This window comes from Streptomyces sp. NPDC005483 (assembly GCF_040606035.1).
In the GTDB taxonomy this organism is placed as follows: Bacteria; Actinomycetota; Actinomycetes; order Streptomycetales; family Streptomycetaceae; genus Streptomyces.
This window is the reverse complement of the sequence record NZ_JBEXEA010000005.1, coordinates 308,218-322,331: the sequence shown is the minus strand read 5'-3', so window position 1 is coordinate 322,331 and position 14,114 is coordinate 308,218. Positions and strand designations below refer to the sequence as shown.

Genomic DNA, 14,114 nt, shown 5'->3' with positions numbered 1-14,114 from the left:
GGCCGTTCTCTAGCCGCGGCGGATCGTGATCGTGGTCCAGGCGCCGACGTGCACCCGGTCGCCGTCCTGGAGCGGCACCGGCACGAACGGCGTGATGGGCTCCTCGGCGCCGTTGACCGTGGTGCCGTTCGTCGAGTTCTGGTCGACGACCGCCCAGGAGCCGTCCGGCTGCTGCACCAGCACCGCGTGCTGGTGCGAGACGCCCGGGTCCTCCGGCGGCACCGACAGGTCGACGTCGGGGGTGTCGCCGGTGGAGTGCCGGCGGCGGCCGATGGTGACCTGGTTGCCGGTGAGCGCGCGCTGCTGCTCGGGGGAGTACGCGGGCAGGTTCAGGCCCGCGGCCTCGGGCCCGGAGCGCTGCATCATCGCCATGAAGTAGTCGCGGTCCGGGCCTATGGTCGCCGTCCAGGTCGCGGGCTGCTGCGGGAAGGACGGGCCGGGAGGCGCGGGCGGGGCCTGGGTGGAGCCGGGCTGCGGGTAGCCGTAGCCGCCGGGGCCACCAGGACCGCCGCCGGGGCCTCCGGGGGCGTTGGAGGACGGCGGGGAGATGACCCAGTCGTCGGCGCCGCCGCCGAAGGGCGGGCCGCCCGGCTGGGGCCGGTTGGTCTCCTGCGGGAAGGCGGGCGGGGCCGAAGCGCCCTGCGCCTGGAAGCCTTGCGGGGCACCACTCGTGGCACCGGGGCCGGCGGGCGAGGTCGGGCCCGGACGGGAGGGGTCCCCACCGAAGTTCGGCGGACCACCGGGGCCACCAGGGCCGCCGGGTCGGGACGGGTCACCGGGGAAGCCCTGCGGGCCACCGGGGCCGGACTGCCCGGGCCCACCGGGACCGGGCTGGGTGGGGGGACCGCCGAAGCCCTGCGGGCCACCGGGGCCGCCGGGGCCGGGCGGGGCCTGGGTGGAGCCGGGCTGGGGGTAGCCGTAACCGCCGGGACCACCAGGACCACCGGGCCCGGACTGGCCGCCGGGGCGGGACGGGTCGCCGGGGTAACCGGAGGGGCCGGGGCCGCCAGGACCACCGGGACCGCCCGGGAAACCGGAGGGGCCGGGTGCGCCGGGGCGTCCGGGGTCGCCCGGGAAGCCCTGTCGGCCACCAGGGCCGGACTGGCCGCCGGGGCCGCCGGGTCGGGACGGGTCACCGGGGAAACCGGAGGGACCGGGACCGCCGGGACCACCGGGACCGCCCGGGAAACCGGAAGGACCGGAGGGCCCGGGGCCGCCGGGTCGGGACGGGTCACCGGGGTAGCCCTGCGGGCCTCCGGGACCACCAGGACCGCCGGGCCCACCCGGACCCGAGCGGCCCGACGGCTCCGAGCCGAAGGGGATCGGTTCTGCGGGCCGGTTCACCTGGGACGGGCGCGAGCCCTGGTACTCGTACGAGTCACCGCCGCCGCCGAAGGACGGACCGGGCCCGGGCGGCTGCTGCTGGAAGTGCGAGGGCGGGCCGCCGGAGCCGGCCGGCGGGCGCGGGGCGGCCGGGGTGTACGAGGTCGCCGTGTTCGTCAGGAAGTTCCACCGGCACTCCTCGCAGAACGGCGCACCGCCCTCGCGGGGCGTACGGCACTGCGGGCAGAGCTCCGGCTCGTGGTCCGGTACGGCGGACAGATGCGGGCGTCCACCGGGCTGGCCCCCGGGGCCGCCCGGGCCGCCGGGCGGCGGGAAGCCGTAGCCGCCTCCACCCGGACCGGGCGGCGGCGGAGGGGGCGGAGGTACGGCACCGGCCATGCGGTGACCGCAGACCTCGCACCAGTCGTCGGAACCCGACTGGTGTCCGTTCGGGCAGGTCGGCATGTCGGCGCTTCCCCCTCTCGGATCAGGGAACTTCTACGTCGGTGACTTGCTACTTCTTTACACGAACAGTCTTTGTCGACCGGGTCTCGAGAGTCATCTCGTCGGCCTCCTCGACCTTCGCCTTCAGTCGCACAGTACCTGTCGTGGCGTCGACCACGTCGACCACCTTCGAAAGCAGTTTCGCAGTATCGGCGTTCCCCGAGTCGTTCGCGAGCTGAACGGCCCGGCCCAGTTTGGCCGTTGCTCCGTCGAAATCGCCCATTTTGCGAAGATCGAGCCCTTGCTGGATGGCTTGTGCCAGTTCGGCCTGACCGGTGTAGTGGGCGACCTGGGGGTTGATCGAGGTCGAGGCGACCATGTCGTCGGTCCACACGGCCTTGACGAGACCCTGGGCGCCCAGGTTCTGCGCGCTGCCGTCGGGCTGCGGGACGACCAGGGAGACCCGGGCGGCGAGCATCTCCTGGCCGATGTTCGCGGCCGGGACCTCGACGCAGACGTGGTAGTCACGCGACTCGTCTCCCCAGGAGCCGGTGGGGTAGTCCCCGGCGCGCGGACCGGCCTCGGTGCGGCGGTCGGTGAGCTCCTCGACAGTGGGCGCGACCTGCTTGACGAACTTGATGGCGGTGCCCACCGGGGTCCAGACCCTGAGCGCGACGTCGGCGACCTCCTTGCCCATGGCCGCCTCCATCATCTGCGTGAAGTCGGCGGCGAGGGCGGCCGGGTCGGCGACGATGTCGGCGGTGCCGAGCAGGGCGGAGGCGATCCCTGTGACTTCTTTCACTTCCCAGTCGGTGCCCACGCCCCGGGCGTCACAGGTGAAACGCCCCGCGCAGGCGTCCAGGGCGGCCTTGAGGTCCTCCGGCGACTCGTGTTCGTTGCGCCCGTCGGTGAGCAGGATGCCGTGACGTATGGCGACGTCCGCCGAGGACAGCAGGCGGTCGGCGAGGCGCAGCCAGGTTCCGATGGCCGTACCGCCGCCCGCGCTGAGCTTGCGCAGGGCCTGCTTGGCCTGGTCACGGGTGGTGGCGTCGGCGACCGCGAGGCGGCCGCCCCCCGGATACACCTCCTTGGCCACATGGGTGCCGCCGATCACCGCGAAGTGCACACCGTCGCGCAGGGTGTCGATCGCGGCGGCCGTGGCATCCCGGGCGTTGCGCATCTTGGTCGGCGGGTAGTCCATCGAGCCCGAGCAGTCGACCATGACCGCCACCGCCGCCGAGGGGCCCTGCCCCGCCGGCCAGAGGTGCGGGGCCGCGACCACGCTTCCGATCGTGCCGCCGCCGGTCGCGGTCACCGTGACGATCGCGTTGACCTCGCGGCCGCCCTCGGGCAGGTACTCGTTCTGGTAGACGTCCATGGCGAACTGCGGCACGTTCGACTTCGAGAAATTGGCCATGCCTACTCAAATCCCCCTCGCGAACCCCACATGCGTGGGCCGATGACTGATCGCGGACCGGTCCCCTCCGGTCCGGCGCTGGTGCCGCGACGCGTTCCCCGTGTACGGCCTCAGGCCGATCCTGCCCCCTGCACAGGGGTCGGGAACGGCACGACGGCCACTGTTACGTTGTCGTGGCCCCCGCCGTCCAGGGCGTGACCGACCAGGACCCGGGCGGTGTGCAGCGGGCGCGCGGCGGCGTCGGCCGGCACGGCCTGAGCCATCTCGTCGGCCGCCTCCGCGTAGTTCCACAGGCCGTCGGTGCACACCACCACCACACCAGGCCGGTCCGGCTTGAAGGAAGCGGTGTGCGGGTCGAGTTCGTAGGCGTCCGCGCCGAGCCAGCCGGTGATCGCGTGGGCGCGCTCGTCGGCGTACGCCTCGGCCTCGTTCATCAGGCCCGCGGCGACCATCTGCGCGGCCCAGGAGTCGTCCTCGGTGAGCCGGGCCGGGGCCGAACCGCGGTCAGTGGGCACCCAGTAGACGCGGCTGTCGCCGACCCAGCCGACGACCAGCAGGCTGGGGGTGACGATCGAGCCGACGATCGTGCACGCCGGGGCGTTCTGGTGCGGCTGGTGCTCGCGGGCCGTGGCGGGTTCCGCGGCAAGCGAGTTGACCGCGCGGGAGGCGGCGACGATCGCCTCGTGCATCGCCTGCTGGGGGTGCGTGCCCTGCGGCAGCGCGGCCAGCAGCGCGTCGGCCGCGGCCCGGGACGCGGCCAGGGAGGCGTCGTCGGGGCGGGTCGCGGAGGACACGCCGTCGCAGACGACCGCGAAGGTCGCCGGTGAGCCGTCGGGCAGCACGCTGGTGCCGAGGGTGAAGGCGTCCTCGTTGCGGTGGTGGCGCAGGCCGCGGTCGCTGACGGCGGCGATCGGACCGACCTCCTGCTCCATGTGGTCGCGCTCACGCGGCTGGGCGTGCCCGCAGTTCTCGCAGTAGCCGTCGTCGTCGACCCGGCCCGCGCTGCAGGCCACGCAGACCTTGGTGCCCTCGGGCGGAGTGGGCGGTCCGGCGGCCACCCGTGGGTCGGGCGCCTGCAGAAGGTACTCGTCGGGCTCCGGCGGCCGGTCGAAGCGCACACCGGAGGCGGGGGAGACCGGCGACCCGTGCACCGGCCCCGACTGGGGCGGCACCGGGGGCAGTTCGTGCTCGCCCGACGCGGAGGCCCGCAGGTCGGTCGGCAGATGGAGCTCCGCCGGGGGGTGCGGGGCCGGTGGCCAGGGGCCGCCCGGGGGCGCGCCGTTCACGGCGACGGCCGGGCTGTCGTCCGGCCGCGCCGGGACGGCGGACAGGTCGTATCCGCACGCACCGCAGAAGCGGTCACCCGACTCGAGGGGTTCCTCGCAGCTCGGGCACCTCGAAAGCGCGGTCTGCTGGGGCATCTGCGACATCAACTACACCCACGTCCGGGGGCGGTAACGGTTGGCTCGTTCCACCAGGTCGATCCTCTCCTCGCCGCCCTGCGCGAGCCGGGCCAGCGCGCGGTACGAACGCTCCAGGCCGAAGCGCAGTCCTCGCTCGTCCAGTCCGCTGCCGAGCAGCGCACGTCCCCCGGCGGCGGGGGCGACGGAGTCCTGGCCACCGGAGAGTATCCAGTCCAGGGCCGCGCCCAGCACCTCGGCCGACAACTGCTCACGACGCGCCGGATCCAGTCCGTACGCGTCCAGCGCCTCGACCTGCCCGGCGGCGGCGGTCAGGTCGTCCAGGAAGGGTACGTCGCCCGCGGTGGCGGTGCGTCCACGCAGCCGCGCGCGGACGGCCGCCACCCGTGCGGCGGTGTAGTGGATGGAGGACTCCGGCACGGACTCCAGGGTCCTCACCGCGCTACGGCGGTCCCCGATCGCGAGTTGCACGCGCGCGAGGCCGAACGCGGCGCTCACATAGCTGGGGTCGGTCGACCAGACCAGGCGGTAGTACTCGGCGGCGTTGTCGAGCTGGCCGAGCACCTCCGCGCACAGGCCGAGAGCGAGCTTGGGAGCGGGTTCGCCCGGGAAGGCGTCGTAGATCGCGTCGAAGGCGAGCGCGGCGGCCTCGTGGTCGCCGGTCACCAGGGCGGCCACGCCCCGGTACCAGACCACCCGCCAGTCGTCGGGCCGTTCGTCCTCGAGGTGCCGCAGCGCCTCGTCCGCGGTGTGGGCGTCGCCGTTCTCCAGCCAGGCCCGCACCTGCCGCAGCCGTGTCTCCGCCGACGCGGCCGGCGCGGCCGCGAGGGCGCCGAGCAGTTCGGCGGGCGCGGTGGTCATGAGCCCGGCGAGGAAACCGGCGTTGGGGTCGGAGGGGTCGACGTGGGGGACGGGGAGCGCCAGCGCGGCGACGGGAGCGTTGACGTCCTTGACGATGGCTCTGGTGGCGCCGACGGCTCCGGTGCCGACGGGAGCGAGGGAACCGACGGCCGCCTTGTTGCGCGTCGGCACCACCCGTCCCCCCAGCCGCGACACCTCCCCGTCCAGCTTCGGGAACAACTCCGTGTCCGTGACCTTGACTTCGGGGCCGAGGAGGGTCGACAGGGCGGGCCTGGCACGGCCCGTCTGCAGCGAGACGACCTCGCGCAGGACGCCCGTCAGCTGCTCCGACATCTCCTGCGCGGAGGCGAAACGGCGGGCCGGGTCCGGGTCGGTCGCACGGACCAGCAGGCGGTAGAAGGACTCGTACCGGCGGAAGACCTCGATGTTGTCGGGGTCGGGGAGCGAGTCGACGAAGACGTTGGTGTAGCCCTGGAAGTCGAAGGTCAGCACGGCCAGGGTGCGGCCGACCGTGTAGAGGTCGGAGGCGAGCGACGGGCCCACGTCGGCGACCTCCGGCGCCTGGTAGCCCACCGTGCCGTAGATGGCCGACTCCTCGTCGTCCATCCTGCGCACCGCGCCCATGTCGATCAGCTTGAGCTGGTCCTCGGTCTGGATGGCGTTGTCGACCTTGAAGTCGCAGTACAGCAGGTTGCGGCTGTGCAGGTGGCCGAGCGCCTCCAGGGCCTCGATGCCGTAGGCGCACGCCTGCTCCACCGGCAGCGGGTCCCGCTTGCCGTCGGCCGAACGGCGGCCGTTGGCGATCTCCTTCAGCGACTTGCCGCCCACGTACTCCATGACGATGTAGCCGTCGAGCGAGCCGGTGCGCTGGTCGAGGTGTTCCACGAAGTTGTAGATGCGCACGATGTTGGAGTGCTCGATCTCCGCGAGGAAGCGCCGCTCGGAGATCGCGGCGGCCATCGCGTCCTGGTCGCCGGTGTCGAGCAGGCCCTTGAGGACCACCCAGCGGTCGGACACCGCGCGGTCCACGGCGAGGTAGACCCAGCCGAGTCCGCCGTGCGCCAGACAGCCCGCGACCTCGTACTGGCCGTGCACGATGTCGCCGGACTTCAGCTTCGGCACGAACGAGTACGGGTGGCCGCACTTGGTGCAGAAGCCCTCCGTGCGCCCCTTGTGGTCCCCGCGCGAGCGCCCGACCGGCGCCCCGCAGTCGGAGCGCGAGCAGAACCGCTTGCGCTCGGGCACCTCGGGGTTCTCGAGGACCATCTCGCGCGGGTCTGGCCGCGGCACCCCGGGCACCTCGACGAGTCCCGCGCCGAGCCGGCCGCGGCCGGTCGAACCGGCGGAGGAGCCGGAGCTGCGCACCGACACCGAACGGCCGGTGGACTTCCCGGAGACCGAGCGCGAGAGCCGCCCCGACACGGAGCGCCGGGACTTCGACGAGTGCGAGGACGTACGCGAGGAAGTGCGCGCGGAGCCGCGGCCGCTGGAACGCGAACCGCCGCTGCCCTGCGAGCCCCTGCCGTCGCCCGCCGCACCGGTGGGCGACGGGCCGGCCCGCTCCGCCCCGGCCGCGACGACCGGCGCGAGACCGCAGGTGTCGCAGTACAGCTCGCCGCCGCCCATGTCCTCGTACGTGCCGTCGCAGCCGGGCCGCTGGCAGGGCTGCTGTTCCTGACTCATGACGTCGACTCCCCCCTACGGTCCTCGGTGCCGCTCTGCTGCGGCACCCGCGGTGCCCCCAGCAGCTCGGCGACCGCGTGCTGGTAGCGCAGCACGGCCTGTTCGGCGACCCGCAGGTCGCAGGGCGCGCTCCACAGCATCCGCCGGGCCGCGTCGTACCGCTCGATCAGGAACGGGTCCTCGGCCAGGCCGTGCCGGGCGACCTTCGCCTTGTACGCGTCGAGCCGGCCCCGCAACTCCGCGCGGACCGCGAGCGGCGCGGTGACCGCGGTCAACGACTCGCGGGCGCGCAGCAGTTCGTCCTCCGCCTTCTCCTCCAGGGACTCCAGGAGCGGGGACAGGCGGTGCCACTGGGCGTGTCTGCGGTACTCGGCGGCCGTCGCCAGCTGCTCCTGAAGGACGGTCGGGGGTCCGCTGACGACCGGCACCTCGGTGGCCGCGATCTTCGCCAGGACCTCGCCGCGCGCGATGCGGGCCTCGGCCAGCGTGCGGTCCGCGCGCGAGAGCACGTCCCGCAGCCTGACCAGCCGGGCCTCCGCGTCCTGCCGGACGGTGAGCACCGCGTCGATCTCCCGGCGTACGTCGTCGAGGGCGCGTGCCTCACGGTCGTAGGCCGTGGTGTCGGGCCTGCCGCCGCCGGGTGCCGAACTGCCCTGCGCGCGCTGCCAGAAGGCGAGCGGGTCGGAGATCACCTGCTCGCGCAGTGAGGTGAGGGTGCGGGTGATGCGCTCCAGGTCGTCGCCGGCCGGGTGCTCCCCGGGGCGTACGCCGACGGAGTGCGCGAGCCGGCGGGTGCGCTGGAGTTCGGCGGACAGCAGATCTATCCGCGCGGGCAGCGCCGACCACACCGCGTCGGCGGCGACGACCATGTCCAGGCTCGACGCGTACAGCTCGTTCATCCGCTCCACGAGCGTCACCAGCGAGAACTGCTCGCTGAGCTTCCCCGAATTGCCGTGCAGGGTCGGCGCGTTGGCGGTGGCGGTGGCGGTCGCCGAGCCCGCGACCGTGACCGACTCGCCGCGCAGCAGCTCGGTCAGCTCCACCAGGTCCTCGCGGCTGGACCAGCGGCGGCGGGAGCGGATCTCGCGGGCGGAGCGCAGGGCGTCCGAGTACGCGTCGAAGTACGCCCACAACAGGGTGATCGACGCGTCGGCGGCCTCCCAGCGCTCCTTGGTGACCCCGGTGAGGTCGGCGCCTTCGAGGAGCCTGCGGCCCGCGTGGTCCTGCAGGGCGAAGAGCGAGGTCTCGATCGCCTCGTGCTCCGCGCCGAGCCGCGCCAGCGCACGGTCCACCTCGTCCCGGTCCATCACCGGCCCGGGGGGTCCCGTGACGCCCATCGATCACCTCTCGCTGCTGAAGGGTTGCTGGGTGGTTGTTCGTCCGTGCCGGTCGTCCGTGCCGGTCGTCAGCTCTTGCGCAGGTACTTCGGTGGCGGCGGCTCCGACTTCGCCGAGCTCTTGTCCAGTGTGGCCGACAGCCACCTGTCGTACGACGCCTGCCAGCCGTCGGTGGTGTCCTTGCGGTAGTCCACCAGGATCTGGTTGACCCGGCGTACCAGATCGTCGGCGTCGCTCTTCATCGCCACGCCGTAGTACTCGGTGGTGAGGGGGGAGCCCTTCAGTTCGACCGTGGGGTCCTGGGCGGCCTGGCTGGCGGCGAGCGCGCCGTCGGTGACCACGGCGTCGACCTCGCCGAGCTGAAGCCTGACCAGGCAGTCGAGTTGGTTGGGGACGGGGGGATAGATGATCGCGGAGGAGACCAGGTCCCCGGTCTTCTTGTCGTCCACCAGCTTGCTGTTCGCCGTGGAGCTTTCCGCCGTGCAGATCCGCTTCCCGGCCAGCGTGGCGTCGTAGCCCTTGATCCCCGAGGACTTGGGGGCGAGGACCTGCTGGCCGGTCTTGAAGTACGGCGCGGAGAACGCGACCTGGCCGACGCGGGTGCAGTTGATCGTCATCGTGCGCACGACCATGTCGACCCGGCCCTTCTGTATCGCCGGGATGCGCTGGTTGGTGGGGATCGCCTTGAACTGCACGGCGTTCGGGTCACCGAGGATGTCCTGGGCGATCCGGTGCACCAGGTCGATGTCGAAGCCCTCCAGGTCGGCGTGGGCCCCGCCGTTGGGGTTGCGGTAGCCCCAGCGGTAGCTGTTCTGGTCGACGCCGACGACCAGCTTGCGCTTCTCGCCCTGCCGGGCCTTGATCTTGTCTATGGTCGTGCCGTCCGCGCTCGACGGGGACAGTGTCTGGTCCTCCGGGTGCGCCTTGATCGCCGGGTCCAGACAGGGGTTGTCGTCCGCCGCCTGCCGCGCGTGCGTCACGCCCGGCCCACCGGTGCCCGTGCTGCCGTCGCCGTCGGGCCGCGTCTGCGGCAGCAGCAGCGCGAAGGCGAGCACCAGGGCGCAGACGACCGCCATCGCCCCGACACCGCCCCAGCCCTTGAGACCGGTCCGCACCCGTCCGCGCATCCGCATCGTCACGCCCCCTCTCACCGGTACTCCGACAGCCTGCGTCCGATGCCGAGCACCGCGCCGGCCGCGCCCAGGACGGCCAGGACGGCGGCGCCCACCGACAGTCCGGTCATCGCGCCCAGACCGTCACCGGCCGAGCGCTCGAACTCGGCCTCCTCCTGGGTCAGGGCCTTGGCGAGGTTGTCGTCGACGCTGTCGAAGCACTCGCCCGTCGCGTCCTTGGTGCCGATGACCCGCTGCAGCGCCTCCTCGTAGTTGCCGTTGTCGTCCTGCGCGCGGGCCGCGGTGTGGCGCTGCTTCCACACCTGCATGTTGCCCTCGGCCGCGGTCACCGGCTTCTTGCCGCTGCTGTCGTCGGCCAGCTTCGACGCCTCGGCCAGGCCCTTGCCGAGGGTGTCCATGTCCCTGCCGAAGTCGTAGTCGTACGCGTCGTAGGTGACCTCCTGGCCCTGGGCGTTCTTCTTGACGACCGTCTCCGCGCCGCGGGCCACCAGCGTCAGGTTCTCGTTGCCGCGCGCCTTCAGGGAGGCGATCCGGGCGTCGTGCAGCACGTTCAGCGAACGGACACCGTGGTCGTAGGAGTCTTCGAGGCCCGCGCGCGCGACGGTGTGGCCGACGACCAGCCACAGCAGCACCACCGTGGCCGTCGCGGTGGCGGCGACCAGGCCGTGGTTGAGGACCCGGTTGGTGCGCCGGTAGTTGCGGTGCTGGGCCCAGGCGAGCCCGGCGAGTGCCAGGACGCCCAGGCCGATCGCGGCCCACGGGTAGGGCGTGGCGTCGGCGTAGTCGGCGCGCAGCCGCTGGTTCTCGCTGGTGTAGAGGTTCTGCGCCTTCGGGAGCATCTGCTCCTGCATCTTCTCGTTGGCGTAGCGCAGATAGGCGCCGCCGACCGGGAAGCCCTGGCGGTTGTACGTACGGGCCCGCTCCACCAGGCCCTTGTACTCCGGCAGCAGGGTGTTGAGCTCGGCCACGGTCTTGGCGGCGGGGGAGTCCGGGTCGGAGTTCGAGGCCGCCTTGACCAGACCGGTCGCGGCCAGGTCGATGTCCTTCTCGTACCGCTTCCGGGAGGTTGCCGTTTCCTGGCCGCCGGCGAGGAAGCCGCTGGAGGCCGTGGTGTTGGCGTCGGCCAGGTAGCGGTAGATATCGGCGGCGGCGTTGCTGAGCGGCTGGCTCTTGTGCAGCACGTCGTCCGCGGCGGCGGCCCGCTCCTCGGTCTGCCAGGCGGTCACCGCGCCGAAGAGGACGACGAGCAGGGCGAGCGCCGCGCCGATGATGCGCAGCCGGCCCGGTTCGGTGGTGGCGGCCGCGCGCACCTGGTCGAAACCCTCCGCGAAGGCGGTACGACGGGCGGGCGCCGGGTCCGGCACGGAGGTGGGCGGGGGCGCCTGCGGGGCCGGTGCCGGGGGTCCCGGCTGCGGCGGGCCGGCCGGCATCGTGGGCACCCCGGAACCCGGTGGTGCCGCACTGCTCTTCGGCGGGTGTGTCACCGTTTGACCTCCCCCATGGTCATCCCTCGCCGCAAGTATCGCTGCCGGGACCGACATCCGCACCGGGCTTCACTGGATCTTGATCGGATCGCAGCGGATCGCCTGCCGGCCGCTCCGCGTTCTGCACCACCCCTTGCCCATGAATACGCCGCCGGAATCGGTTCGGTTCCCCCCGGGGGGCGCGTAGGGTCGCCGTCGTGCGCGGGCTACGTGTGGTGATGATCGGCGGAACGTCCAACACCGGCAAGTCCACGGTCGCCGGGGCGATCGCCGACCGGCTGGGCTTCGAGCATCGCTCGACGGACCTGCTGGCGAGACACCCGGGGCGCCCCTGGCGCACGCCGGAGCGGGAGGTGCCGCCGCATGTGGCCGAGCACTACGCGACGCTCGGCGTCGACGAGTTGATCGGCTCGGTCCTCGCCCACTACGAGGGTCTGTGGCCCCGGATCGAGGAGCTGGTCACGGCGCACGCCACCGGACCGGGCCTGGTCCTGGAGGGCTCCGCGCTGTGGCCGGAGCGGGTCGTCACACTGGACGCCCCGCACACCGCCGCCGTGTGGCTCACCGCCGGCGAGGACGTCGTACGCGCCCGGATCCGTGCGGGCGGGCGCTATGACGAGGCGTCGGAGGGGGAGCGGGCGCTGATGGACAAGTTCCTGGCCCGGAGCGTGCGGTACCAGGAGCTCATGGTGGAGGCGGTCGACCGGCTGGGACTGCCCCGCGTCGACGTCGGGAACGGCAGGTCCGTCCCTGAGGTCGTCGACGCGGTGCTCGCTCAGGCCTCGTAGTACGCCCGCGTCCTCGCCTGTACCTTCGGGGGCGCCCCCGCCCGGTCCAGACCGAGGAGCGCGGCACCCAGGACCGGGCTCGCCGTCACCACCTGGGGTACGGCCTTCGGGGCCCGGTCCGCCAGGAGCTCCCGCACACCGTCGTCCAGTTGGGGGTGGCGGGCGGCCAGGACGCTGCCGCCGAGCAGGACCGGGGTCTCCTCGTCGAGGAGGTCGAGGCGGGTCAGGGCCACCGTGGCCATGGACACCACCTCGTCGGCCAGGCGGTCGACGAGCGAGCGGGCCACCCGGTCGCCGGCGGCCGCCGTGGCGAAGAGCACCGGGGTCAGTTCGTGGCGGCGGGCGGGGGCGATCTCCTCCAGGTGCAGGGCCTCGATGAGGGCGTACATCGACGGCAGCCCGAAGTGCCCCGGGAGCACGCGCGCGAGGTCGGTGTCGGCACCCCGCCCGTCCTCCGCGCGGGCCGCGTGCCACAGCGCCTCCTCCGCGAGGCCCCAGCCGCCGCCCCAGTCGCCGGAGATCCGGCCGAGGGCGGGGAAGCGGGCGGTACGGCCGTCGGGGCGCATGCCGACGCAGTTGATGCCCGCGCCGCACACCACGGCGACCCCGCGCGGTTCGGTGACCCCGGCCCGCAGGATCGCGAAGGTGTCGTTGCGGACCTCCACGTCCGGGCCCCACGCGCGCGCGTGCAGCGCCGCCGCCAACTGCCGCTCCTCCACGGGGAAGTCGGCGTTGGCGAGGCACGCCGAGACGTGCTCCACCGACGTCACCCCGGCCGCGGCGAAGGCCCGCCCGACCGCGTCGGCGACGGTGTCCACGGCCGCCTCGACGCCCACCACCGGCGGCCGGAACCCGCCGCCGCGGGCCGTGGCGAGGACGCTTCCGTCGGCCGCCACGACCGCGACGTCGGTCTTGCTGTTGCCCGCGTCGACGGCGAGGACGCATGCGTTCAGGCCCACGCGAGATGCTCCCGGTTGTGTGCGATCAGTCGGTCGGTGAGGCCCTCGGCGTACTCGTACTGGCCGACGAGGGGGTGCGCGAGCAGCGCCTTGAAGACCCGGTCCCGGCCGCCGCGCAGAGCCGCCGCCAGCGCCAGGTCCTCGTAGGCCGTCACGTGTGCCATCAGCCCCGCGAGCAGCGGGTCCATGGCCGGCACCGCCAGCGGGGCCGGCCCGTTCGGGCCCACCGCCGCCTGCACCTCGATCACCGCGTCGCCGGGCAGGAAGGGCAGCGTGCCCCGGTTGAGGGTGTTGACCACCTGGTAGGGGCTGCCGCCCCCGCCGAGCAGCCCGGCGGCGAGATCCACCGCCGCCTCCGAGTAGTAGGCGCCGCCCCGCTTGGCGAGCAGCTCCGGCTTCTCGTCCAGGGCGGGGTCGCCGTACATCGTCAGCAACTCCCTCTCCATCGCCGCCACTTCGGCGGCCCGGGACGGCTTGGTGCCGAGCTCCCGTACGACCTCGTCATGCGCGTAGAAGTAGCGCAGGTAGTACGACGGGACCACGCCGAGCAGGTCAAGGAGCGGGCGCGGCAGGTGCAGGTCGCCGGCGATCGTGTCGCCGTGCCCGGTGAGCAGCTTGGGCAGCACGTCCTCGCCCTCGGGGCCGCCGAGCCGTACCCCGGTCTCCCAGGTGAGGTGGTTGAGGCCCACGTGGTCGAGGTGGATGTCGGCGGGGGCGACGCCGAGCAGCCCGGCGAACTTCCGCTGGAAGCCGATCGCCACGTTGCACAGCCCGACCGCCTTGTGCCCGGCCTGGAGCAGCGCGCGGGTGACGATCCCGACGGGGTTGGTGAAGTCGATGATCCAGGCATCCGGGTTGGTCCGGCGGACCCGTTCGGCGATGTCGAGGACCACCGGGACCGTGCGCAGCGCCTTGGCGAGGCCGCCCGCGCCGGTCGTCTCCTGGCCGACGCAGCCGCACTCCAGGGGCCAGGTCTCGTCCTGCTGCCGAGCCGCCTGGCCGCCGACCCGCAGTTGCAGGAGCACGGCGTCGGCGCCGTCCACGCCCGCGTCCAGGTCGGACGTGGTGACGATACGGCCGTCGTGGCCCTGCTTGGCGAAGATGCGCCGGGCGAGACCGCCGACCAGCTCCAGGCGGTCTGCGGCCGGGTCGACGAGGACAAGTTCCTCGACGGGCAGGGTGTCCCGCAGCCGGGCGAAGCCGTCGATGAGTTCGGGGGTGTAGGTCGAGCCTCCGCCGACCACGGTGAGTTTCACTGAAGGTT

General features: G+C 73.3%; 10 protein-coding genes. 1 reads left to right on the top strand and 9 read right to left on the bottom strand.

The window, feature by feature from the left end:
• Nucleotides 1-9: 9 nt before the first annotated feature.
• The 7 genes from ABZT06_RS12685 to ABZT06_RS12655 all read right to left on the bottom strand — a co-directional run bounded on the left by ABZT06_RS12685 (nt 10) and on the right by ABZT06_RS12655 (nt 11,049).
• The gene (locus ABZT06_RS12685; protein WP_355738989.1) at nt 10-1,788 is read right to left on the bottom strand and encodes an FHA domain-containing protein; all 1,779 of its coding nucleotides are present in this window, start codon (nt 1,786-1,788) and stop codon (nt 10-12) included.
• Between the two features lie 49 nt (nt 1,789-1,837).
• Nucleotides 1,838-3,184, bottom strand: coding sequence for a VWA domain-containing protein (locus ABZT06_RS12680; protein WP_355738987.1), 1,347 nt, complete (start codon nt 3,182-3,184; stop codon nt 1,838-1,840).
• Nucleotides 3,185-3,294: 110 nt separating this feature from the next.
• Nucleotides 3,295-4,617 carry a protein phosphatase 2C domain-containing protein gene (locus ABZT06_RS12675; RefSeq protein WP_355738984.1) on the bottom strand — a complete coding sequence of 441 codons (1,323 nt, stop codon included), beginning with the start codon at nt 4,615-4,617 and terminating at the stop codon, nt 3,295-3,297.
• Nucleotides 4,618-7,149: a tetratricopeptide repeat protein gene (locus ABZT06_RS12670; RefSeq protein ID WP_355738981.1), complete on the bottom strand. Its 2,532-nt coding sequence runs from the start codon at nt 7,147-7,149 to the stop codon at nt 4,618-4,620.
• A complete protein-coding gene (locus ABZT06_RS12665; RefSeq protein ID WP_355738978.1) occupies nt 7,146-8,486 on the bottom strand; it encodes a hypothetical protein in 1,341 nt (446 codons plus the stop codon). The genes ABZT06_RS12670 and ABZT06_RS12665 overlap by 4 nt, the downstream gene beginning before the upstream one ends.
• A gap of 68 nt (nt 8,487-8,554) precedes the next feature.
• Nucleotides 8,555-9,619, bottom strand: a complete 1,065-nt coding sequence (locus ABZT06_RS12660; protein ID WP_355738975.1) for a glutamate ABC transporter substrate-binding protein — start codon at nt 9,617-9,619, stop codon at nt 8,555-8,557.
• A gap of 14 nt (nt 9,620-9,633) precedes the next feature.
• Nucleotides 9,634-11,049, bottom strand: coding sequence for a hypothetical protein (locus ABZT06_RS12655; protein WP_355739340.1), 1,416 nt, complete (start codon nt 11,047-11,049; stop codon nt 9,634-9,636).
• A 272-nt stretch (nt 11,050-11,321) separates the two neighbouring features.
• Between ABZT06_RS12655 and ABZT06_RS12650 the strand changes: the two genes are divergently transcribed.
• Nucleotides 11,322-11,891, top strand: a complete 570-nt coding sequence (locus ABZT06_RS12650; protein ID WP_355739337.1) for a hypothetical protein — start codon at nt 11,322-11,324, stop codon at nt 11,889-11,891.
• On the opposite strand, the gene ABZT06_RS12645 is transcribed toward ABZT06_RS12650, so the two are convergent.
• Together ABZT06_RS12645 and ABZT06_RS12640 are read right to left on the bottom strand one after the other, a co-directional pair.
• On the bottom strand, nt 11,879-12,850 hold the full coding sequence (locus ABZT06_RS12645) for a BadF/BadG/BcrA/BcrD ATPase family protein (RefSeq protein WP_355738973.1): 972 nt from the start codon (nt 12,848-12,850) through the stop codon (nt 11,879-11,881). The genes ABZT06_RS12650 and ABZT06_RS12645 overlap by 13 nt on opposite strands.
• Nucleotides 12,841-14,106, bottom strand: a complete 1,266-nt coding sequence (locus tag ABZT06_RS12640; protein ID WP_355738970.1) for a 6-phospho-beta-glucosidase — start codon at nt 14,104-14,106, stop codon at nt 12,841-12,843. The genes ABZT06_RS12645 and ABZT06_RS12640 overlap by 10 nt, the downstream gene beginning before the upstream one ends.
• Nucleotides 14,107-14,114 lie beyond the last annotated feature (8 nt).

What these genes read in the sequence shown, in the direction of transcription:
- ABZT06_RS12685 (WP_355738989.1), bottom strand. Translation starts at nt 1,788, where the DNA reads ATGCCGACCTGCCCGAACGGACACCAGTCGGGTTCCGACGACTGGTGC.
- ABZT06_RS12680 (WP_355738987.1), bottom strand. Translation starts at nt 3,184, where the DNA reads ATGGCCAATTTCTCGAAGTCGAACGTGCCGCAGTTCGCCATGGACGTC.
- ABZT06_RS12670 (WP_355738981.1), bottom strand. Translation starts at nt 7,149, where the DNA reads ATGAGTCAGGAACAGCAGCCCTGCCAGCGGCCCGGCTGCGACGGCACG.
- ABZT06_RS12665 (WP_355738978.1), bottom strand. Translation starts at nt 8,486, where the DNA reads ATGGGCGTCACGGGACCCCCCGGGCCGGTGATGGACCGGGACGAGGTG.
- ABZT06_RS12660 (WP_355738975.1), bottom strand. Translation starts at nt 9,619, where the DNA reads ATGCGGATGCGCGGACGGGTGCGGACCGGTCTCAAGGGCTGGGGCGGT.
- ABZT06_RS12655 (WP_355739340.1), bottom strand. Translation starts at nt 11,049, where the DNA reads ATGCCGGCCGGCCCGCCGCAGCCGGGACCCCCGGCACCGGCCCCGCAG.
- ABZT06_RS12650 (WP_355739337.1), top strand. Translation starts at nt 11,322, where the DNA reads ATGATCGGCGGAACGTCCAACACCGGCAAGTCCACGGTCGCCGGGGCG.